The organism is Lacibacter sp., assembly GCF_057361365.1.
The window spans coordinates 146425-167696 of the sequence record NZ_JBMQSG010000015.1 but is presented as its reverse complement, the minus strand read 5'-3'; the positions used below and the strand labels follow the sequence as shown (position 1 = coordinate 167696).

Here is a 21272-nt window from a genome sequence, read left to right as displayed (position 1 = left end):
AAACAAGGAGATTGTTGCTAAAAAAATCACAACACGAATAATTGTTTATGGAGAATTTGATTTATCTCGTTCCCGCTATGGCAGTCGTGGGGTTGCTGTACATGTTTGTAAAGTACAACTGGGTTTCTAAGCAGGAAGCCGGTAATCCACGCATGCAGGAAATCAGTAATTACATTGCTGAAGGTGCAATGGCCTTCTTAAAAGCTGAGTGGAAAGTACTTGGCTATTTTGTGGTAATCGTTGCCATTCTATTAGGCGTTATGTCAATGGCAAACCCTAACAGTCACTGGAGCATTGCCCTTGCCTTTGTTATGGGTGCGGTGTTTAGCGCTACAGCCGGTTATATAGGTATGAAGATCGCTACAAAAAGTAACGTACGCACTGCTCATGCTGCTCGTACGAGCTTAAGCAAAGCGTTAAACGTGTCGTTCACGGGTGGTTCTGTAATGGGCCTCGGTGTGGCAGGTTTGGCTGTGCTTGGTTTGGGCGGCTTATTTATTATTCTCAAAGCCATCTTTGTTCCTGCAGGTGCAGATGTAAATGGTGCAGAAATGCTCACGGCTATTGAAGTGCTTACCGGCTTTTCATTGGGTGCTGAGTCAATTGCCCTGTTTGCCCGTGTAGGTGGTGGTATTTATACAAAAGCGGCCGACGTTGGCGCTGACCTGGTTGGTAAAGTGGAGGCTGGTATCCCTGAAGATGATCCACGTAACCCTGCCACCATTGCCGATAACGTGGGTGACAACGTAGGTGATGTGGCGGGTATGGGTGCCGATCTGTTCGGTTCTTATGTAGCTACTGTATTGGCAACAATGGTGCTCGGCCAGGAAACCAAATCAATTGATGCATTTGGTGGCATGGCTCCTATCTTATTACCGATGATGATCGCTGGTATTGGTATTCTGTTTTCTATCGTTGGTACCTGGATGGTTCGTGTAAGCGACAGCGCAGGCATCAGTACAGATAATGTGCAGAAAGCCTTGAACATGGGTAACTGGGGATCGATCGTTCTTACAGCTATCGCCTGTGTTGGTTTGGTTTATTTTATTCTTCCTGAAACAATGGTGCTGCGTGGTGCTGAATTTACCAAATGGGGTGTATTGGGAGCTATTGCAGTTGGTTTGGTAGTAGGTGCTTTAATGAGCATCATTACAGAATATTATACAGCTATGGGTAAACGCCCCGTGCTGAGTATCATCCGCCAGTCTTCGACAGGTCATGCTACCAACGTTATTGGCGGTTTGGCAGTAGGTATGGAATCTACCTTCCTCCCAATTCTTGTATTGGCTGCTGGTATTTATGGTTCATTCTTATGTGCTGGTTTATATGGTGTGGCTATTGCTGCCGCTGGTATGATGTCGACCACTGCGATGCAATTGGCGATTGATGCCTTTGGACCAATTGCTGATAACGCCGGTGGCATTGCGGAGATGAGTGAGCTACCAAAAGAAGTGCGTGAAAAAACCGACGTGTTGGATGCGGTTGGTAACACTACTGCTGCAACAGGTAAAGGTTTTGCCATTGCTTCTGCGGCCTTAACAGCGCTGGCTTTATTTGCTGCCTTTGTTGGCGTTGCAGGTATCAGTGGTATCGATATTTATAAAGCTGATGTATTGGCTTGTTTATTTGTAGGTGCAATGATTCCATTCATCTTCTCTTCGCTGGCTATTCGTGCAGTGGGTGAAGCAGCAATGGCAATGGTGGAAGAAGTGCGCAGGCAGTTCCGTACCATTCCGGGTATTATGGAAGGTACAGGCAAACCTGAGTACGATAAATGCGTGGCGATTTCAACAGAAGCTTCTATTAAAAAAATGATGTTGCCCGGTGCTATCACCATTGCTTCTCCATTGATCATTGGTTTTGCAATGGGACCTGAAGCTTTAGGTGGTTTCCTTGCTGGTGCTACTGTAAGTGGTGTATTAATGGGAATGTTCCAGAACAATGCTGGTGGTGCGTGGGACAATGCGAAGAAGAGTTTTGAAAAAGGTGTTGAGATCAATGGTGAAACCTACTATAAAAAATCAGAGCCACATAAAGCATCTGTAACTGGTGATACTGTTGGTGATCCGTTTAAAGATACTTCTGGTCCATCAATGAACATTTTGATCAAGTTGATGTCTATTGTTTCACTGGTAATTGCGCCTACTCTTGCACAGATGTACGGCACAGGTGGCCATGCAAAGCATGAACAAAAAGTAGAAGTAAAAATGGAACAAACAACTGCATCAACCGATACAAAATTTGAAAACCCGTTTGTTGCAGCAATTGTTGCTGATGGTTTGGTAGATGCAAAGAAATTCAGCATTGAAGTAAAAGACGATCAACTCAGCATTAACGGTGCTGTACAGCCGAAAGAAGTGTTGGAGAAATATCAATCACTGCTGAACGGTAAAACACAATTAAAGATCGAAGTGAATTAACGATCATATTATTTTTTTTTCGTGAAGGAACCCCGGAATTTTACTCCGGGGTTTTTCATTTATAGCCAAAAAAAACACGATAAACTCCTCTTTTGTTAAAACTGGAATGATGTTTGGATAGTTGCAAGCGAATTGAATTCTTAACAATAAAATTTACTTTATGAAACTGAAATTCAGTACCGTTCTTTCTGGATTTGTAATCATGGCTACAGTATTACTGGCTGTTGGCTGCCAGAAAAACAAGAGTAATGGTGATAAACCCCGCTTACAGGTTCGTTTAACGGATGCACCGGATCCTAATGTAAAAGAAGTTTGGGTTGATATTGAAGGTATCGCTATTAAAATGGGCGATAGCGCTGAAATCACTTTAGCAAACTCTTATCCCGGACTTTACAACCTCCTCAACTTCACTAACGGTAAGGACACCATCCTTGCTGACGCTGAAATTCCTGTAGGTCGTATTTCTCAGATCCGTCTCCTGCTTGGCGATAACAATTACATCATTACAAAAGATGGTCAGAAAATTAATCTTTCTACCCCAAGTGCACAACAGTCGGGTTTGAAAGTGCAGATACAGCAAGATGTTACAGGGGGTATTCTTTATCGTATGATTCTTGATTTTGATGCAGGTAAATCAATTGTAAAAGCAGGCAACAGCGGTAATTATATTCTGAAACCTGTAGTGCGTGTACTTTCATTTGTTCCATCGGGCGGTAGTGTGAAGGGTGTAGTTGCTCCGGATTCTATTGTGAGCACAATCTATGCAATCAAAGGACCAGATACAATTGCATCAACATTTACACAGGTAGGCAATGGTAACTACCTCATCAAAGATATTCCTGCAGGTAGCTATACGTTCTCTTATGTGCCTAACGACACTATTCATAAAACATCAACCCGTGCCGTAGCTGTAACCCTTGGTCAAATCACCATCGTGGATTCAGTGAAACTCGAGAAAAAATAATTGTTTCCTTTGATGTCCGTTACAAACCGCTCCTCGTTGAGCGGTTTTTTTGTGCCCTGCTTTGTTAACCTATTCTGAATTTTACAAACGGTCTTGGTTTTTACGAATGGGATCGTATATTTGATACGAAACAAGTCGTAAATAATGAATATTAAGCAAACGAAGCCTACAGAAAGTGAATTGGAAATTCTTCGTGTTTTATGGGAGCGTGGCGAAGCTACCGTAAGAGACGTGCACGAAGAATTGAGCAAAACAAAAGATGCGGGTTACACCACCACCCTTAAACTGATGCAGATCATGCATGAAAAAGGAATGGTGAAACGTGATGAAAGTAATAAGACGCATAAATATGCCCCGCTCATCTCACGTGAAAAAACGCAAAAGCAATTTGTAGGCAAGATGATCGATACATTGTTCCAGGGTTCTTCGTCACAATTAGTGATGCAGGCACTGGGTAACCACAAAGCATCGAAAGAAGAGCTCGACGAAATTCAAAAACTAATCGATAACCTGAAACAGCAGTAATCGTATGCAGGAACTATTCCAATCTGCATTTTTACAAGCATTGGGAAAAGCAATTGCCGACAGCATCTGGCAAATGGGGCTGTTATTTTTGCTTTATCAACTGCTTGTATTTTTATTTCGCATTAAACAGGCCACTGTAAAAAATTTCATCAGTACTGTTTTTGCATTAGGCGGGTTTGCATGGTTTATTTCTGGTATTTCGTTACGTTGGCAACAACAGTTGCAACATAAAACATCACTTATCATCAGCGAAGGAAATCTCAATAATTCTTTGCTGAGCAGTTTTACAAAAGATAATCGCTGGGAACTTTTCTTCAACTGGCTCGATTACAAAATTCAATTTGTTCTCCCCTATCTCTCCATTGCTTACTTATTTGTATTGCTTTGGTTTGGTATGAAATTGATCGTGCAACTACAGGCTGCCAATTCTCTTCGCTATAAAGGCCTGAGTTCCGTTAATGACGATATGCAGGAGTTTTTTGCGTACCTCGTTGAAACAATCGGCTTGCAACGGCCTGTTCAACTTTATATCAGCAAACAAATTGACATACCTGCTACCCTTGGCTTTTTAAAACCAATTGTTCTTTTACCTGCAACAGCAGTTACGCATTTAACAGCTGCACAATTAGAAGCTGTATTGTTGCATGAATTGGCACACATCAAACGCAACGATTATTTCTGGAACCTGTTGCTTTCTGTTTCAGAAACCATGTTGTTCTTTAATCCCTTTGCTTTATTACTGATCGGTATTGCCAGAAGAGAAAGGGAAAACAGTTGCGATGATCAAGTAATGACCTTTCAGCAAAATGCAGCGGTATATGCTGAAGCATTGTTAAATGTGGAGAAAGCAAGAATTCAGAATCCACAACTGGTAATGGCATTGGGCGATAACAAACATCACCTCATGGATCGTGTAAAGCGTATTCTGAATATACCTGCTGAAAAAAATAAGATCAGTACAAGATTGCTTGCCTTGCTCCTCTTTACAGTTGTGTTTGCATTAATGGGTTGGTTGATCAAAGAACGTCAACCGGTAAAAGAAGTAAAACAGGTTGCATCAAAAGAACAGCCGCTGAAAGAAAAAATAAAGACCGTTTATTTCACTACAGACGAAGTAATGAAACAAAAAGACCAAGCGGTGCTCCTACGTGATGAAACACAAAAAATACGTCTTGAACTAAAGCCAGAGTTAAAAGAGGAAGATATTCTTGTTTGGAATGAAATTGAAGACAAAGAAATTAAGTTTGATAAAGTGATCTTTGATGATATGCCTGCTGAATGGTTTGAGCAACTGGTGAAACCAGGCATGCGTGTTCCTTTACCTGAACCAGGACAAAAGCCAGGTGTGAGAATGTATCGCCGCTACGATTCTGCTCTTGTTTCTGAACGTGGGAAAGAGATGGAAGTATATGCCGATAATGTTGAGCGCTTAAAGAAATGGCGTGAACATTTCCCTCAGCAAAAAATGCGCAACAGTGGTGGCACAACTATGATGCAATATCCCAAAGGATCAAATTTTGATTCACTGATGCATAAATTAAATGGCCAGTTCAATTTTACATTTGAAGGTCATCCACTTCCCGAAATTATGTTCCGTGAATATTTTACCAGCGAAGATTTTTACAAACACTCAAAAGGAAATGGTCAGCAGCAGGCTGCAGATGATGAAAAGAAAGAACGTATCAAAACTAAATTTACCATCAACCGTAAACCAAGAAAAGATACTACCGATAACGCACAGGTGAAAAGCCGTCTTCGTTCTTCAACACCTGTAATTGCGTACTTGTATAATGAACAAGATTTACGTGAAGAACTGCAGATGGCCCAACAACATGTACAAATCATTTTAGAAAATAATCATCTCCGCACGATGAATCAGTCACCTTGCGGATGTCCTGATTCATTGCAGGTTCAAATGCAGGGGCATGGACAAAATCTTCAGCAGCAAGCTCCTCCTCAACCAAAAAGAATCATAAGAAAATTAGAAGTGATCAGGTTGTAACGTTACCAAACACGGCGTGGACAAAGATCGCCGTACTTGTTTCCCAACAAAAAGCCGATCACAATTTCATGTGTGCCTCTTTGTGCATATTGCAGGAGATACTTTGAATTATTGACATCGTAAGCATAACCTACATTCACCACGTTTGAAATATTGAAACCAGCCATGGCAGCAAAGCCTTCTTTAATACGATAGTTACCTCCTATCCAGAAACGATCCTGGTATTGTGCTTTTACATTTACATCAACATACGCAGGCATGCTTGGAATATAACGCAGCATAACTGATGGCATCACATTCACATCTTCGCCCACAAGCACACGATAACCGGTTGTAACAAATACATGCGGTATCAGGGTTGATTTATACAGATCATTATCAACTAAATTTATTTTCTGTGGAATGATCTGCTGCACTGATGCACCTGCAAAAAACTGATCAGAATAAAGCCACACACCTGCATTGAGCTCAGGTTTTATTTTACGCAGTTCACTGGTGAAGCCGCCAATTGCAGGATCAACAGGATTTGCCAGTTGTATTTTAGCCGCATCAACATTCACTCCCGAAATACCTGCTGCAAAGCCAGCCGATAAATTAAGTTTCGGCGACAGTCCTAAGTGATAAGCATAAGAGGCAGTTGCAAAAAAACGGTTGATATAGCCTGTTTTATAATTCACCACACTTGCTCCTACCCCGTGATGCGCCGGGGCAGCGGTATACTCTTCCCAATATTGTTTTCCTCTTGGATTTTCGCCCGGCACCGCAAACGATGTGGCGCTGGTACGATAGTCTTCTTTACCTATGGGTGTATGTATAGTTGCATAAACCGTTTGTGGTGCTCCGGGAAAACCCACCCATTGATTACGGTAACTGAGTTTGATGTCGGTATAATTTTCTATTCCTGTTAATGCCGGGTTAAGCACATAAGGATTTAAAATGTACTGTGTATAATGCGGACGTTGCTGTGCTGTAGCCACTATTCCCATCACCAACAAACCAACAACTAATAATTGCTTTTTCATCTTTCCTGCTGCTTATCGTAAAATAGTTACATAACCTTTTATCTGCTTGCGACCATTCTTTGGATCAAGTACATAGTAATAAGTACCTGCCGGCAATGGTGATCCTTTGAACTTTCCATCCCACGGTGTGGAATAACCGATAGAACGAAACATGATTGTTCCCACTGTATTATATACTTCAATCACTGCCCCGGGATAATCATTCAGGAATTTAATTTCCCAGAAATCATTAATACCATCGCCATTTGGTGTAAATGTATTTGGTGGTGTTGGTGCTTTTAGAATCTTTACAAACAGATCGTCTGTTACCTTACAACCATAACCATTAGTGACGGAGAGTGTGTAAGTGATATCGTCTTTTGGTTGCAGGATAGTTGGTAATTGCAGATTTACATTATCCAGGTAAGTTGAAGGCGACCAAAGGAATTGCAAACCTGTTCCACTGGCTATAACATTTGTAATCTTGCGGACGCCATCTTCAAGCACAGTAAGATCGGCACCTGCATTTACAGTTGGTATTGGCCACACTTCAATAGTTTGATCGCTTGTGCTTACGCAACCATTGCTTGCATTAAATGTATAGCGGATGTTATGTGTGCCAACACCTGCATTATTCGGATTAAATAATCCGTTTGCATTTACTCCCGGACCTGTATAAACGCCTGTCCCACTCAAGCCACCCATTTCATTACCCTGCATTAACTGGAAAGGCACATCGTTCAAACAAACTCCAAACAATGCATTGAACTGCGTAAGCGGACTTGCATTAATTGTGATTGTTTTAATCACTTCATCAACACAAAGAATACCCGAATAAGATTTATAACGAACCTGGTAAGTTTTAGTCAAAGGCGATTGAAATTCAGGATAACGATGTTTGTACACTTTACCCGGCGCTGGCTGATCATCTGTTTCAATAACAGTTGGTGCAGCAGCATTATCCCAATAAATTTCCACTTTGGTTATATTACCAAAATCAACTGTTGATCTGTCTTCCAATTCTACATCCTGGTTACTGCAAAGTACACTTGCTGAAGGAACAAAGAAATCAGCTTTTGGAATAGAGCCATTCACAGTGAAAGGGATGCCAGTCACTGAATCACGACAACCATCTTTTGATGTTACTTGGAGTGATAATAAGTAGTCAGCTGCTTTATTAAATTTTACCGATGGAATTTTAGATGTGCTCGTTACCGGGTTTGGACCAGGTGCAACAGCAGGAGAACCTGTATTGAATTTCCAGAGATAACTCATCTGCGCTGCGCTGTTATCCGCAATCGATGATGTATCAGTAAAGATCGCTTGTGCATCACTTAAACAAACTTCAGGTAATATAAATCCAACTTTAGGTAAAGGGTTGATCTGAACTGTTTGATACAACGTATCGCTGATACAACCTTTTGAATTTTCAGCAACAACACGAATGTTATAATTGCCCCACGCCGGAAAAGTGTGAAGAGCAAATTGATTGCTGGATATGATGGTGCCGGCACTTATATACCAATCGGTTCTTGTAATTGTTCCTACGTTGGAAGTGGATGTGTTTGTAAACGTCACTACATTTTTTTCACAAAGCAAACTGCTGGTTGTAAAACTTGCAGTTGGTCTGGGATTCACAACAACAGTTTTGACAACGGTATCACTTACGCAATTCTGATCGGTGAACACCCAAAGTGTTGCGGTATAAGTTCCGGGATTTGCAAAATTCTTAACGGGATCTTTTTGCGTTGACGAAGTACCATCGCTAAACCTCCACTCCCACTTTGTAACAGGATGCGTAAACCCGTTTGAAGCATTGGTGAATGCTACTGGTGTTTGCCAACATACTTCAGCAGGTGCAGTAAAATCGGCTTTTGGTTGCGGATAAATTTTATCTACTGCTTTTGTAGTTGAATCAACGCAACCATAAGGTGTGGTGATTTTTAATTTCGCATTGAAGGGGCCAACAGATGGATATTGGTGCGATGGATTTTGTATCACCGCATTGTTCAACGCTCCACTTGCGGCATCACCAAAATTCCAGAGATAGCTAAATTGGCTTTGTGAACCGTCAGCAATAGTTGAAGTGCTGTTGAAATTGATCACAGGATTAGGCATACAACCATAGGAAACATTAAAATCAACAACAGGATTTGGCCTGATGGTAAATGGCAACGAATAAACAGGACTTAAGCAACCTGTACTTGATTTCAATTGAAGTGTAGCCGTATAGTTTCCGGTTGCGGCAAAACTTGAGGTAACGTTTGCAGCTGTTGTATTATTAATTGCAGCACCCGTCCCGGTATTCCATGTCCAGTTGGTTATGGAACCAAAACCTCCAGGTAAGAAAGACGAATCTTTGAACGTAAGTGTTTTGCTAACACACAATGGATCGATAATACCAAACTTCGCCACGGGTGCCTTTGCGACAGTTATGAATTTTTCTGTTGTATCACTTAAACATCCGGCATCTGTCATGGCAACGTATCGGATCTTGAATTGACCGGGATTAGTAAACGCCTTTGAAGGATTAAATGTGTTTGCAGTTGTTGCATCGCCAAAATCCCAATAATGTTTTATGATGGCTCGGCCGCTGCTTGTATTGATACCCGTAAAAACGATCAACGAATCGGTGCAACCTGCCGCAGGCGTATTGGCCCATGAAAAACTTGCCGTCGGTGGATCAAGCACTTCAAGATCGAAGTTGATGATCTGTTCACCCAAACATCCATCAGGTGTAGGATTGTTTACAGTAACTACTACCGGATACTTCCCTGCTGTATTATAAATGTAATTGCCGGGCAGCTTAAATACATAGAGTGTTTTCCCATTCAGTAAAAATGTTGAATCAGCCACCGGTGCATTGTCGATCACATCCGGATAACCTGTGAAATCCCATTTCATACTGATGGGTAAATAAGGAAGTGTGAGCGATAAAAAGAATGGGGAACTTTTACAGGTAATTGGACTTTTAATCACGGCATTTGCATTCTGCGTGGTAACATATTGATACAAGTCGATCACATTAGTACCTGCATTGTAACCATACGATTCAGCATTGCCAAAACCATAGGCAATAGCATTAAAACCAGAATCGGATTGAATGGTGTAAATTCCTGAAGTAGGCAACGCTTGCTTGAGATAAGAATAGTTTGCATCGCCTGGGTGAGTGGTGAAGGTTCCTGTTGGCAATGTATTTCCGCCTGCATCTTTCAAACGAAATGAACTCACCCCTGTGCCTTTGTTTGGTATCACCACATTTATATAATGCTGCGTAATGGCAAAGTTTGATGTAGCATTCCAGATAACCTTATTAATATTTTGTTCAACGGGACTTAAATAAATTACTTCAGGATCTCCCGGCGAACCATTTCCGCATGCTCCCTGCGAAGTGAAATATTGGGCAACTGTAATCGGGTTATCGGCTTCAATCAGCATGGGTTGATTGGTTAACGGTAAATCATAATAAAACCCACCCGTTAATGAAGCAGCAGGAAGCGCTGCACCATTTACTTTCACGACGGTACTTGCGCTGGATACACAGATCCTGTACAGGTTATACGATTGAGGGTTCGATGCTGTTGCTGTTAAATATTTTTTACCCCATGCATTCTTAGGAAATGCCTGCGCCATATAATTATCAGACGATGAAGCATTGGTATTGTTAGGACAAGTGATACTGATACGACCGCTTCCCGAAAACACGGCAATTTTTTTACAACCACTACCGGTATTAATGGAGCGGATTAATGTACCAGTCAAATCAACACCCGAATGGTTCCCTCCTGTAGCGGCATTTGTAAACTGCCCCATAACATTATATACCTGCCCTTGTGTGAGCTTTACCGTAAAGGGCACCCCGGCAGCATGGTTAAGTGTTGGCTGACTTGGGATAATTTCAACGCTTGTTGTTCCCGTATCGGCTGCAATTACATATGCCCATGAATTAGCATTTACTGTATTTGATCTGTTTTGAAAATTGATGGAGTAATACTCACGCCCCAATGTATTAGTTGGAAAAAGAATGGTAGCACCAGATACACTCTGATTATAAATATGAGCATATGCCACAATAGGCTGATCGCTGGTAATATGAATGCCTTTGTTTTCGGGAGCGGAACTTTCATTCATCAATCGGGCATCCTGTGCTCCTGCTTTTGGCAAAGGACCAGATGCGGTAACAGAATTTGCAGCAACAGCATAAGTAGCCGAATAACCTAAGCCTGGAATTGTTACTGTAACGTTAGTGGCTACATCGGCGGCAAAGTACAACACCATTTCCTGGTTGTTGCCCGATGTCATCACCTGGTGATAACCGTAAGCAACCCAAAAGTCTCTTCCTTTATTGGAGAAATCCTGGGAGAAGGAGTACAGATTAGTCAGCACGAGGAAAGCTGACATCAACATCAATTTTCTCATTACGCAAGCATGTGGATGTGGACGTACAAGTTAAGTGTTTTCTTGTACACGACAGCAGCCCGCTTTACTAAGTTGAAGAATTTTTTATACTGCGGAGATAAGTTGATGCAAGTGGTCCTTCACATAAAAGCAAATCGAGAATACTTAGGTTGGCCGCAAAACCATGACGTTCAGAAAAAACCTGTTGGTAAACAGGGAATATTTCTGTCGGCAATGTCTCCGGTTTTTTAAACCTTTGAGCAGCTTGCTGATCCACTTCTTCCTCAGGATAAGCCAAAATGTCAACCTTCAATTTCAATCGATCAAGGCAATAGTTCATGGTCGCAAGGTTAAGGTCGAGCAGGAATTTCTCCTTTTTTAAAAACAGTTGTTCAAGACCCGGAGCATAGTCATCGAACCAGGGAGCTTTCCGGTAATTGTCGTGGATACCCCGCCAGTGAATCCGTTGCCAGGGTTCGGCATAATTGATCTTCACATCCTTCCATTTTGCTTTTTGATCACGCCCACCTTCCAAAGGAACGGAGAGAGGGAGGGGCCCATTTGCACCCATCAGCCTCGTACGGTTAAAATGTTGCCCACGGAACCAGCTTTCATATGGAGAAAAAAAAGCATTTGAAGAATTGATAAACTTTAAATAAGAGTAAATATCGCCAAAATATTGTATTTCAGTATGTATTGACATTATTTTACGATTCTATTTTTCTATATCCAGCTATATGAAATAAAGGCCGAATGATTGATTTTTAAGCGCTTATAACTATTAATTTAAATTAGATTAAAATTCATTAACTATTTTAAAAACAGCTATTTACCACAAACAAGTACAACTACAATTTTGGGCTTCCTTTTTGGTGGCTCCTCACTCCTTTCCCCACTAACTATTTTAGCGCAAATTTAAGGCTTCTTAGAAAGCTGGCTGAAGAAATATCCGTGGGTTCGCTTAATTTGCAGCAAAACAAGATGACCGTGTACCGACTCGCTTCACTCCTTTTTTTGATTGCCTTCTTTGGCCTTTCCTGCAACAGTTTTAAAATTCCGGAATACAAGGAATTTCAAAACCTGCGGCTCGAGTCGATCGGGTTAAATGAAACAACCGTGTACATGGAGCTGGTGTACAACAACCCTAACCGAATCGGTTTTCGGGTGAGCCACACCGAATGTGATGTGTATGTCGATGACGTTTTTTTAGGAAGGGCGGTTAGTGATACCTTGATTAAGGTTGCCAGAAAGTCAGATTTTATTATTCCCCTCCGGATCAAAACCGATATGAAGAATGTGTTCAAAAATGCCTGGTCGGCCATTTCGAGTCGTGAGGTTACGGTGAGAGCATCGGGAGTGATTACGGCCGGAATTGGGGGAATTTATAAAACTATTCCGCTGGCATATGAAGGAAAACATGAGGTGGGTTTATTTGAGCCGAAGCCATAAATTTTAGATCTTGAGCTCCTCGTGCATTACTGATCAGTTCGTTTTTATCTTGTTACGGGTAGATATCTGTTCTCTTAGGTAAGCGCTCTAAATACGCTTTAAGCGGCTTTATCCTGCCTTTATCTTTCCGTTTCCAGGCGATAGTGTCATTGCCTTTCTTCAGGTCTGGTTCGTACCTTCTTCGGACCTTTGCCGTGTTTTGTTCGGAGTTATCCGAAGAAACTCCGAAGAAGCTGCGAAGGAAACACGGAAGAGACAAGCACGAGCGAGAAAGTTGCAGGCACAAAAAAGCCGGGTGCTTGCACAACCGGCTGATATAAAATTCTAATTCTTCTTCGGTGGTCCGCCACCATCTTCCACACGTTTACAGCAAATACCTAAACGTTTGTACTGTTCTTCGTTCGCCTTTTCATCGTCAGCATCGAAACCAATATTATTGATCGCTGCACGAATGTTTTCAATATTGGTGCGATCACTGAGGTAAGTGATGGTGGTTATTTTTTTACGAATGTCCACCACAACTTTGGCCACACCCTCTTCCACTTTCATGAACTTCTCGATCATGTCTTTGCACTCGGCACATTGTGCCTGGGGTGTTTTTATCTGCACTACAACGGGCTTTTTATATTGCGCCGATACACAGAGGGTTACAGCCAGAAAGAGTACGCTTAATAATGTTTTCATGCGGTAAATTTTGAATGAAATTACTCGATTCCCTTCCAATTGGCCGGGTCGGCACTCCATTTTAACAAAACTTGCTGTTCACCCGCCTCCACAATATTCTTTTCAATGGCCAGTTGAATCAACGTTGGATAGTTTGTAAGCGATTTATATTCCACGCCAGCTGTTGCAAAGGCATTCTTTGCCGCATCAAAACCATAATTGAAGATGGAAACCATCCCGATTATTTCCACACCGGCGGCTTTCAACACCTCCACCACCTGCAGGCTGCTTTTACCCGTAGAGATCAGGTCCTCGATCACCACCACCTTTTGTCCCGGTTCATATGATCCCTCGATCTGGTTGCCCAATCCGTGCTCTTTTGGCTTTGGCCGAACATAGATATATGGGAGTTTCAACTGGTCGGCTGCCATTGCTCCCCAGGCAATACCGGCTGTGGCTACGCCAGCCAACAATTCAGCATCAGGAAACTGTTCAAAGATCACATTGCACATCTCACTTTTAATGAATTCACGCACGTGCGGAAAAGATAATACTTTGCGGTTATCGCAATAGATCGGGCTCTTCCATCCACTGGCCCAGGTAAAGGGCTCTTTTACATTTAAACGAATGGCCTTAACTTGTAATAATTTCTCGGCTACAGCTTGTTCATTTGTCATGCGGCGAAGGTAGAGAAAGAGCTGCAAGCTGCAAGCGGTTAGCTGTTGGCAACCGTCAATTGTCAACAAGCATAAACAATAAGCAATAGGCAACAATCGGCTTCAACCTTCTACCTTTAACCCATAACTTTTAACCTGCGTATGTACATCAAAATTTACTTTGGCGATAAGCCGGTTTTTCTCTGCAACGAGATCGATGAAATGATCCATGAGTATATGCATCACCCAGATGCAGTGTTTATTGACGAGATCTCCGGGCCCGCAATTAAATCATTGTTACATGAGATAGTAAAGGAGGAGTTTCACGCAGGAATTCTATGGAGCGAAGACCTGGAGAAACTGAAGAAAGCATTCTTCAAACACTTTACCATTGTAACTGCAGCTGGTGGATTGGTAGAGAATGAAAAAGGGGAATATCTACTCATCCACAGGCGGGGGAAATGGGATTTACCAAAGGGCAAACTTGATCCCGGTGAAACCATTGAGCAATGTGCCGTTCGTGAAGTGGAGGAAGAAACCGGTTTGCAAAAACCGGAACTGAAAAAGCCTATCACCATCACCTATCATACATACGATGAGTTTGGAAAACATATTCTCAAAGACTCACATTGGTATAAAATGAAAGTGAAGGGACCGCAGAACATAAGGCCACAAACCGAAGAAGATATCAATGACATAAAATGGGTGAAGAAAAAAGATCTTTCAACTTATATGCAGGATACTTTTCCGTCGATTAAAGATGTATTGAGTTTGATTTAAAGTGAACCCACCCCTTACACTTACTCCGTTTTCGTAAAATGCTGCGGCACCTCCAGGGAGGGGATAAACATTCTGACAGTTTGAGGTTATTTGGAGGAAGGTTCAATCATATCCCAGAGCGTGCCGTACAAGTCTTCAAACACCGCTACAGTTCCAAATTCCTCAACCGACGGCTCACGCACAAACTGTACTCCATCGGCTTTCATGCGTTCATAATCCCGTAACAGGTTATCGGTGTGTAGGAACAGGAACACACGGCCTCCTGTTTGATTACCCACGCTTGCCAGTTGCTTTTCGTTGGCAGCTTTTGCCAGTAATAAGTACGTGTTACTGTTACCCGGCGGTGCCATCACTACCCATCGCTTTGTGTCACTGAGCTTTGTATCTTCTATTAAACTGAATTTGAGTTTATCCCTGTAAAATGCAATGGCTTCGTCGTAGTCTCTCACTACCAATGCCAGTTGGGCTATTCGTTGCTGCATAAGATCAATTGAGCGATAAATATAAGAGCTCTTGTAATATCTGATGAACCGTGATCCCGAGCCAGCAAAATAAATCGACCGAAGCGGCCGATAAAAGCTACCTTTACCTGTCATTTGAGTAACTCTTGTAAGCGAATTATCATTTTCTACTTCGTATTTTTCTTTTACACCAGTATTCTGCTCAAGATCAATTATATAAATTCTTTCGGTATGAATATTTATGTCTCCAATTTAGGTTTTAATGTGCAGGATGCAGAGTTAAAACAGCTTTTTAGTTCTTATGGCGAAGTATCGTCGGCAAAAGTAATTATGGATAAGTTCAGCAACCAGAGCCGGGGTTTTGGATTTGTGGAAATGCAGGATGATGCTGCAGCACAGAAAGCCATTGATGAATTAAACGGATCATCAGCCGGAGGCCGACCAATAAAAGTTACGGAAGCAAGACCCCGTGAAGATAAACCACGGACAAACAGGTGGTGACACTTACTTACAACGCATTTTTTTATCCTTACAACCGGAATACAGCATGACGAATGACATGATCGAAAAGTTTATTGAAGCAAAAACGGGTAACCTCACACAAGTGAATATCCATTTTAAACAACGTAATACAGTAAAGGGTGTTTTTATCCGCAACCACGATTATGATGAGCTGAAAAGTAAGAATTTTTGGCGCATTGTGTCGGAGTCGAAACTTGAAGAGTGGAAAAAAACCAAAGACAGCAGCCTTGCCCGCATTTTTAATGGTGCAGAATTTACACGTTTAAGTGAATCAAACTAAAACCGGTAATAAAAACTCTGAATATGTTTACACAAACCTGGAAGAAATATTTACCCGTTATTTTAATCCTGATGAAAAAATCGGCGCAGGAAGATCAGGTATTAAAGGTAAATCAAACCGATTTTGAGCGTGCTGCAGGTGGCCGCAAAATCAAATACAGCTTCAACAATATTGAATTGAAAAAAGGAAGATTAAACTCACACGCAAAACATTCTCCGTTTGCTAAAGAGTTTGCAACTGTTATGCAGGAAGATGATTCAACAAGAGGTTATCTTTCGCAACGTTGGTTTGAGTTTTCGATGAATAATGACTTTCAACTTACCATCAAACATCATCCACTTGAAGTTGAGCCAACACAAGATGGCACAGAACTTGAAAATAATGAAATAGCAGTGGCTGAATAAGAGCTATAAACTCATTTAGCTGTCCTTACACTAACAGCCTATACCGCTGTCTGCAACACTTGCAGGCAGCTTTTTTACTTAAAGGATTATTATATGCAACGATCTGTTATTACAGGCACAGGCTCTTACATTCCACCAGTTGTTCAAAGCAATGCAGATTTTGCAAAACATTTATTTTATTCTGAAGATCATCAGCCGCTTCCTACAGCTCCCGCAGAAATAGTTGAAAAGTTTAAACAGATCACAGGTATTGAAGAACGTCGATACACATCAGATGATCTCAGCACTGCCGACATTGGTGCCGTGGCTGCAAAGAATGCTTTGGAAAATAGTGGTGTTGATCCTGAAACCATCGATCAACTGATTGTAGCACACAATTTCGGCAATGTATTAAAGCATACAATACAAACCGATGCAGTGCCATCACTTGCAGCAACTATTAAACACAAGCTTGGCATTAAAAATCCTAACTGTGTAGCCTATGATATTTTGTTTGGATGCCCCGGCTGGTTACAAGGTGTGATACAGGCCGATGCATTTTTCAAGGCTGGTGTAGCAAAGAAAGCTTTGATTGTTGGTGCTGAAACTTTATCAAGAGTAATTGATATGTACGATCGTGATAGTATGATTTTCAGTGATGGCGCAGGTGCCGCTGTAATGGAATACAAAGAATCGGGTGATAATGGTGCGGGTATTCTCAGTGCATCGGTTCAAACACATGCGTTGGAAGAAGTGGATTATATTAACATGGGGCCTTCGTTTCATCCGGATAATGATCCACATGTGCGTTTTATTAAAATGAAAGGAAGAAAAGTGTATGAGTACGCCATGAAACATGTGCCTGCTGCTATGAAAGACTGCCTGGATAAAAGCGGCGTAGCGATTACCGATCTTAAGAAAGTATTTATTCACCAGGCTAACGAAAAAATGGATGAAGGAATTATCAGCCGGTTGTATAAATTATATAACATGGAAGCACCCGAACATATAATGCCTATGAGTATTCATTGGCTTGGTAATAGTTCGGTTGCTACAGTTCCCACTCTGTATGATCTTGTTCGACGTGAAGAACTAAAAAATCACCGGCTTTCAACCGGTGATGTTATACTGTTTGCCTCTGTTGGTGCAGGCATGAATATTAATGCTGTTTGCTATCGCTACTAGCCATTAGCGTTGTGAAAATGTTTTTCCATAACGGCGTCCACTACCCGAGCTTCTGAAATTATTTACAGGTGCCGTGCCAATTGCAGCAGTTGTTGCTGCCACCGGTGAATTATGCATAAAGCTGATATCAAAAGCATGATCCTTTATAACAGGTATTTGTTTTTTGATCAGCTTCTGAATATCTGTAAGAAATGTTTTTTCACTCCAATCACAAAAAGAAATGGCAATACCACTTGCTCCTGCCCTTCCTGTACGACCAATACGGTGCACATATGTTTCAGGCACATTTGGCAACTCGAAATTGACCACATGCGTTAACTCGTCAATATCAATACCTCGTGCCGCAATATCTGTTGCAACAAGCACACGGGTTTTACGTTTCTTAAAATTGCTCAATGCATTCTGTCTTGCATTCTGCGATTTATTTCCATGAATAGCTTCCGTGCGGATGCCAGCATTGTTGAGGTTCTTCGCCAGCTTATCGGCCGCATGTTTCATTTGTGTAAACACCAACACCGATTCAATGCTTTCATCTTTCAGCAATTGCACCATTAACGGAAATTTATTCTGCTTCTCAACATAATAAATAGATTGCTGAATCACTTCAACAGTTGATGATACGGGTGTTACTTCCACCTTTACAGGATTGGTTAATAACATTGATGCTAACTGTTGAATTTCGGGAGGCATTGTTGCAGAAAAGAATAACGTCTGCCGCTTCTGTGGTAGTTTGGCAATAATGCGTTTTACATCATGCACAAACCCCATATCAAGCATACGGTCTGCTTCATCCAATACAAAGTATTTAATGTTGTTGAGATTGATGTGGCCTTGCTGCATCAGGTCAAGTAAACGACCCGGGGTAGCAACGATAATATCAACACCACGCCTGATGGCTTGCACCTGACTGTACTGCGGTACACCACCAAAGATCACCTGGTGTTTGATGTTAAGAAAATGACCATATGCTCTTACACTTTCACCGATCTGGATAGCCAGTTCACGTGTGGGCGTAAGAATGAGTGTCTGAACTTGAGTCTGCTTTCTTTCAGAATTTTGTTGTTGCAAATGCATCAATTGCAAAACAGGAATAGTAAAGGCGGCTGTTTTTCCAGTGCCGGTTTGCGCACAGCCTAACAAATCTCTTTGTTGTAAAATGGCGGGGATGGCTTTTTCCTGGATAGGTGTCGGGCTGGTATAGCCTTCTTTGCTCAATGCCTGTAATACAGGCTCAATGAGCTGTAATTCGTTAAATAACACGTAAATAAATTTTGATTAAAAAATGTGATAAGGCTATCAGAAAGGATTCTGATACTTTATCTGCCTTAGGTTAACAATCACAAATTTGAGGAGGGTAACTACTACACAAACAAGGTGAGATAACAATAAGAGCAGCAAAGATACGGTTTTTGCCCTAACGGCGGTCATTAATTTCCTAAGCCGTCGGAAAGCATCAAACAAGCTTCATTCTTTTCATCCCTGCCTCGTGATTAAATCTTATCTTTAATGCGACTTCCCGAAACAATTATCCTTTCCTATATTATTTTAAAACATTCCGGCAACGGAATTCAATTATTATTTAATCGCATGGCCGACAACTGGAACAAAAAAGAAAGAGAAAAGAAAAAGCAACAAAGCAAAAAAGAAAAAGAAGAACGCAAACAAGAGCGTAAAGAAAATGCGAAATCAAAGTCATTTGATGATATGATCGCATACATCGATGAGAATGGTAACATTTCATCTACTCCACCCGACCTCAGCAAAATGAAAGAAGTAAAGCTCGAGGACATTGAAATTGGTGTACCAAAACAAGCGGCAATTGATCCTGCCGATCTTATTCGCACCGGTATTGTTACCTTCTTTAATGAATCAAAGGGATATGGTTTTATTAAAGACCTCCAAAGCCAGGAAAGTGTGTTTGTGCATGTGAACAGCTTAAAGGAAGCAATTAAAGAAAACAATAAAGTGAATTTTGAAATTGAAATGACGCATAAAGGCGCTAGTGCGGTAAATGTAAAACTAGCGGTTTAAGCAAGCATAACTGAACTATTAAAAAAGGTATCGCCCGTTAGCGATACCTTTTCTATTTGAAGACGTGTTGTAAACTATTCTCTTTACAAAAACCATTGTTCATCGGCGGCAATATTAAAACCTACTACCTCTCCCTTTTGTAATGTACGACCGGCATACAAAGCAAAAAACTGTTGTTGTTGAAGTACAACATCCACCAACATATATGCGCCACGATAATGCACCGCATTCACCATTCCTTTTAATGCAGCAACTCCATTCGTGCTGATTTTTATTTGATTCGGTCGAAGGAAAAGCTTCTGCTGTTTGTTTACCCCTGTTGTAAAATGAATAGCCGATGTATCAATCAAACTATAATCGCCTAATAAACCCGCAGCATATTCATTTACCGGCTTCAGGTAAACCGTTTGCGGATCGCCCTGCTGAATAATCTTTCCATCTTTCATCAAAATAATTGTTTCAGCCCACGAAAGAAGATCAGCAGGTTCATGACTCACCATAATACAGGTGATGCCAAGCTCTTCGCCCAAATCATGAATCACTTCCTTCATTGTTTGCTTATGCAAAAAATCGAGATTGGAAAATGGTTCATCAAGTATTAAAAGTTTGGGGGAACCTGTAAGTAAACGTGCAAGCGCAATGCGTTGTTTTTCGCCGCCTGATAATTGATGCGTTCTTCGGCGAAGTAAATGTTCAACCTGGCAAACCGTATAAATCTTCATTGCCTGTTCAGGCGAAAGCTTGTTGGCCATTTCCAGAAAATCGCCAACCCAATAATTATTCCGTAACTCAAAATGTTGTGAAAGATAACCGATGCCTTTATGACCGGGAATGAGTTGATCCCATGGGCCCAATACTTTTTCATCAAGAAAGAAAGCTTCGCCGGCATCGGGTTGCTCCAATCCCGCCACAAGTTTCAACAAAGTTGTTTTACCCGATCCTGTTTCGCCGGCAATACCAATTTTTTGAAAAATATTTTGCGTAAAGCTGATGCCATTTACTGCATCAGTATCACCTTCTTTTTTATACAAATCCTTTACCTCTAAAAAAGCCATGCCCGAAAATAGAACATAACCTTAATACAGCAAACTCAACCACTACAGCCTTTATTGGCAATAACGTTGTGAAAGTGAATGAGAGATCACTTTAAACTCTTGTTCTTTCATTGCGAGTTGGTAACTATTATCAATCGCTTTTATGTTAGGATTGGAAAGATGACGTTCGTTATAAGGTCGTACTAAATCAATTTCCCGAATTACCCTTCCGCTTTCATCGATGGTTTTTGCAAATACCCTGTACTGAAAATGCCATGGGTTTAGTTGATCATTAACACCGTTCGAATTATAGGTGTCGTTAAATCCTTCGAAAATCAGTTCGCTGCTGTATTCGGGATGTTCCTGCAGGAGATCAGTAATATTGATAAATTGGTTGATCTCAGGATCACCATGTACAATACCACTGTCCCAAACAGTTTCGCCGTTAAGAAATATTACCAGCCTGTTGTCAACGTGTTTTACGTTGATCCAATACTCTTTTTTCATACTAAATAATT

At 41.3% G+C, this 21272-nt stretch carries 20 protein-coding genes; 11 read left to right on the top strand and 9 right to left on the bottom strand.

What is annotated here, in order from left to right; all coding sequences use genetic code 11:
• Nucleotides 1-47 precede the first annotated feature (47 nt).
• From ACO1QW_RS14515 to ACO1QW_RS14500, 4 genes are all read left to right on the top strand, one after another.
• Nucleotides 48-2420, top strand: a complete 2373-nt coding sequence (locus tag ACO1QW_RS14515; protein WP_486259711.1) for a sodium-translocating pyrophosphatase — start codon at nucleotides 48-50, stop codon at nucleotides 2418-2420.
• A gap of 160 nt (nucleotides 2421-2580) precedes the next feature.
• The gene (locus ACO1QW_RS14510) at nucleotides 2581-3384 is read left to right on the top strand and encodes a DUF4382 domain-containing protein (RefSeq protein ID WP_486259709.1); all 804 of its coding nucleotides are present in this window, start codon (nucleotides 2581-2583) and stop codon (nucleotides 3382-3384) included.
• A gap of 144 nt (nucleotides 3385-3528) precedes the next feature.
• The gene (locus ACO1QW_RS14505) at nucleotides 3529-3909 is read left to right on the top strand and encodes a BlaI/MecI/CopY family transcriptional regulator (protein ID WP_486259707.1); all 381 of its coding nucleotides are present in this window, start codon (nucleotides 3529-3531) and stop codon (nucleotides 3907-3909) included.
• A 4-nt stretch (nucleotides 3910-3913) separates the two neighbouring features.
• Nucleotides 3914-5911: a M56 family metallopeptidase gene (locus ACO1QW_RS14500; protein WP_486259705.1), complete on the top strand. Its 1998-nt coding sequence runs from the start codon at nucleotides 3914-3916 to the stop codon at nucleotides 5909-5911.
• 2 nt (nucleotides 5912-5913) lie between these two features.
• Here the strand turns inward: ACO1QW_RS14500 and ACO1QW_RS14495 are convergent, their stop codons facing one another.
• From ACO1QW_RS14495 to ACO1QW_RS14485, 3 genes are all read right to left on the bottom strand, one after another.
• Complete coding sequence (locus ACO1QW_RS14495; protein ID WP_486259704.1) at nucleotides 5914-6933, bottom strand: PorP/SprF family type IX secretion system membrane protein; 1020 nt, start codon at nucleotides 6931-6933, stop codon at nucleotides 5914-5916.
• Between the two features lie 12 nt (nucleotides 6934-6945).
• Nucleotides 6946-11313: a PKD domain-containing protein gene (locus ACO1QW_RS14490; RefSeq protein WP_486259702.1), complete on the bottom strand. Its 4368-nt coding sequence runs from the start codon at nucleotides 11311-11313 to the stop codon at nucleotides 6946-6948.
• A gap of 85 nt (nucleotides 11314-11398) precedes the next feature.
• Nucleotides 11399-12013: a WbqC family protein gene (locus tag ACO1QW_RS14485; RefSeq protein ID WP_486259700.1), complete on the bottom strand. Its 615-nt coding sequence runs from the start codon at nucleotides 12011-12013 to the stop codon at nucleotides 11399-11401.
• A 284-nt stretch (nucleotides 12014-12297) separates the two neighbouring features.
• Here ACO1QW_RS14485 and ACO1QW_RS14480 point away from each other — a divergent pair, with 284 nt between their 5' ends.
• Entirely contained in the window at nucleotides 12298-12759 is a 462-nt protein-coding gene (locus ACO1QW_RS14480) for an LEA/WHy family protein (protein WP_486259698.1), read from the top strand.
• Between the two features lie 324 nt (nucleotides 12760-13083).
• On the opposite strand, the gene ACO1QW_RS14475 is transcribed toward ACO1QW_RS14480, so the two are convergent.
• Nucleotides 13084-13443, bottom strand: coding sequence for a heavy-metal-associated domain-containing protein (locus tag ACO1QW_RS14475; RefSeq protein WP_486259696.1), 360 nt, complete (start codon nucleotides 13441-13443; stop codon nucleotides 13084-13086).
• Nucleotides 13444-13463: 20 nt separating this feature from the next.
• On the bottom strand, nucleotides 13464-14099 hold the full coding sequence (gene pyrE / locus ACO1QW_RS14470) for an orotate phosphoribosyltransferase (protein WP_486259694.1): 636 nt from the start codon (nucleotides 14097-14099) through the stop codon (nucleotides 13464-13466).
• A gap of 141 nt (nucleotides 14100-14240) precedes the next feature.
• Between pyrE and ACO1QW_RS14465 the strand changes: the two genes are divergently transcribed.
• Nucleotides 14241-14858, top strand: a complete 618-nt coding sequence (locus tag ACO1QW_RS14465; RefSeq protein WP_486259692.1) for an NUDIX hydrolase — start codon at nucleotides 14241-14243, stop codon at nucleotides 14856-14858.
• An 86-nt stretch (nucleotides 14859-14944) separates the two neighbouring features.
• On the opposite strand, the gene ACO1QW_RS14460 is transcribed toward ACO1QW_RS14465, so the two are convergent.
• A complete protein-coding gene (locus ACO1QW_RS14460; protein ID WP_486259690.1) occupies nucleotides 14945-15340 on the bottom strand; it encodes a VOC family protein in 396 nt (131 codons plus the stop codon).
• 210 nt (nucleotides 15341-15550) lie between these two features.
• On the opposite strand from ACO1QW_RS14460, the gene ACO1QW_RS14455 reads away from it, so the two are divergent.
• From ACO1QW_RS14455 to ACO1QW_RS14440, 4 genes are all read left to right on the top strand, one after another.
• Nucleotides 15551-15820, top strand: a complete 270-nt coding sequence (locus ACO1QW_RS14455; protein ID WP_486259688.1) for an RNA recognition motif domain-containing protein — start codon at nucleotides 15551-15553, stop codon at nucleotides 15818-15820.
• Nucleotides 15789-16121 carry a short-chain dehydrogenase gene (locus ACO1QW_RS14450; protein WP_486259686.1) on the top strand — a complete coding sequence of 111 codons (333 nt, stop codon included), beginning with the start codon at nucleotides 15789-15791 and terminating at the stop codon, nucleotides 16119-16121. Before ACO1QW_RS14455 ends, ACO1QW_RS14450 begins: the two co-directional genes overlap by 32 nt.
• Before the next feature lie 23 nt (nucleotides 16122-16144).
• Nucleotides 16145-16525 carry a hypothetical protein gene (locus ACO1QW_RS14445; protein WP_486259685.1) on the top strand — a complete coding sequence of 127 codons (381 nt, stop codon included), beginning with the start codon at nucleotides 16145-16147 and terminating at the stop codon, nucleotides 16523-16525.
• Nucleotides 16526-16618: 93 nt separating this feature from the next.
• Nucleotides 16619-17689, top strand: a complete 1071-nt coding sequence (locus tag ACO1QW_RS14440) for a 3-oxoacyl-ACP synthase III family protein (protein ID WP_486259683.1) — start codon at nucleotides 16619-16621, stop codon at nucleotides 17687-17689.
• Nucleotides 17690-17692: 3 nt separating this feature from the next.
• Here ACO1QW_RS14440 and ACO1QW_RS14435 read toward each other — a convergent pair whose 3' ends face one another.
• The gene (locus ACO1QW_RS14435; RefSeq protein WP_486259681.1) at nucleotides 17693-18949 is read right to left on the bottom strand and encodes a DEAD/DEAH box helicase; all 1257 of its coding nucleotides are present in this window, start codon (nucleotides 18947-18949) and stop codon (nucleotides 17693-17695) included.
• Between the two features lie 246 nt (nucleotides 18950-19195).
• On the opposite strand from ACO1QW_RS14435, the gene ACO1QW_RS14430 reads away from it, so the two are divergent.
• Nucleotides 19196-19720, top strand: a complete 525-nt coding sequence (locus tag ACO1QW_RS14430) for a cold-shock protein (protein WP_486259679.1) — start codon at nucleotides 19196-19198, stop codon at nucleotides 19718-19720.
• An 83-nt stretch (nucleotides 19721-19803) separates the two neighbouring features.
• Here ACO1QW_RS14430 and ACO1QW_RS14425 read toward each other — a convergent pair whose 3' ends face one another.
• Both ACO1QW_RS14425 and ACO1QW_RS14420 read right to left on the bottom strand, forming a co-directional pair.
• Nucleotides 19804-20775 (bottom strand): ABC transporter ATP-binding protein, encoded by a 972-nt coding sequence (locus tag ACO1QW_RS14425; protein ID WP_486259677.1) that lies wholly within the window; start codon nucleotides 20773-20775, stop codon nucleotides 19804-19806.
• Nucleotides 20776-20826: 51 nt separating this feature from the next.
• Entirely contained in the window at nucleotides 20827-21261 is a 435-nt protein-coding gene (locus tag ACO1QW_RS14420; RefSeq protein WP_486259675.1) for a hypothetical protein, read from the bottom strand.
• Nucleotides 21262-21272: the final 11 nt, after the last annotated feature.

Coding starts and splice junctions, on each gene's coding strand:
- ACO1QW_RS14500 (WP_486259705.1), top strand. CDS start 3,914: ATGCAGGAACTATTCCAATCTGCATTTTTACAAGCATTGGGAAAAGCA.
- pyrE (WP_486259694.1), bottom strand. CDS start 14,099: ATGACAAATGAACAAGCTGTAGCCGAGAAATTATTACAAGTTAAGGCC.
- ACO1QW_RS14465 (WP_486259692.1), top strand. CDS start 14,241: ATGTACATCAAAATTTACTTTGGCGATAAGCCGGTTTTTCTCTGCAAC.
- ACO1QW_RS14455 (WP_486259688.1), top strand. CDS start 15,551: ATGAATATTTATGTCTCCAATTTAGGTTTTAATGTGCAGGATGCAGAG.
- ACO1QW_RS14495 (WP_486259704.1), bottom strand. CDS start 6,933: ATGAAAAAGCAATTATTAGTTGTTGGTTTGTTGGTGATGGGAATAGTG.
- ACO1QW_RS14505 (WP_486259707.1), top strand. CDS start 3,529: ATGAATATTAAGCAAACGAAGCCTACAGAAAGTGAATTGGAAATTCTT.
- ACO1QW_RS14460 (WP_486259690.1), bottom strand. CDS start 15,340: ATGCAGCAACGAATAGCCCAACTGGCATTGGTAGTGAGAGACTACGAC.
- ACO1QW_RS14440 (WP_486259683.1), top strand. CDS start 16,619: ATGCAACGATCTGTTATTACAGGCACAGGCTCTTACATTCCACCAGTT.
- ACO1QW_RS14510 (WP_486259709.1), top strand. CDS start 2,581: ATGAAACTGAAATTCAGTACCGTTCTTTCTGGATTTGTAATCATGGCT.
- ACO1QW_RS14515 (WP_486259711.1), top strand. CDS start 48: ATGGAGAATTTGATTTATCTCGTTCCCGCTATGGCAGTCGTGGGGTTG.
- ACO1QW_RS14425 (WP_486259677.1), bottom strand. CDS start 20,775: ATGGCTTTTTTAGAGGTAAAGGATTTGTATAAAAAAGAAGGTGATACT.
- ACO1QW_RS14430 (WP_486259679.1), top strand. CDS start 19,196: ATGCGACTTCCCGAAACAATTATCCTTTCCTATATTATTTTAAAACAT.
- ACO1QW_RS14485 (WP_486259700.1), bottom strand. CDS start 12,013: ATGTCAATACATACTGAAATACAATATTTTGGCGATATTTACTCTTAT.
- ACO1QW_RS14475 (WP_486259696.1), bottom strand. CDS start 13,443: ATGAAAACATTATTAAGCGTACTCTTTCTGGCTGTAACCCTCTGTGTA.
- ACO1QW_RS14420 (WP_486259675.1), bottom strand. CDS start 21,261: ATGAAAAAAGAGTATTGGATCAACGTAAAACACGTTGACAACAGGCTG.
- ACO1QW_RS14490 (WP_486259702.1), bottom strand. CDS start 11,313: ATGTCAGCTTTCCTCGTGCTGACTAATCTGTACTCCTTCTCCCAGGAT.
- ACO1QW_RS14445 (WP_486259685.1), top strand. CDS start 16,145: ATGTTTACACAAACCTGGAAGAAATATTTACCCGTTATTTTAATCCTG.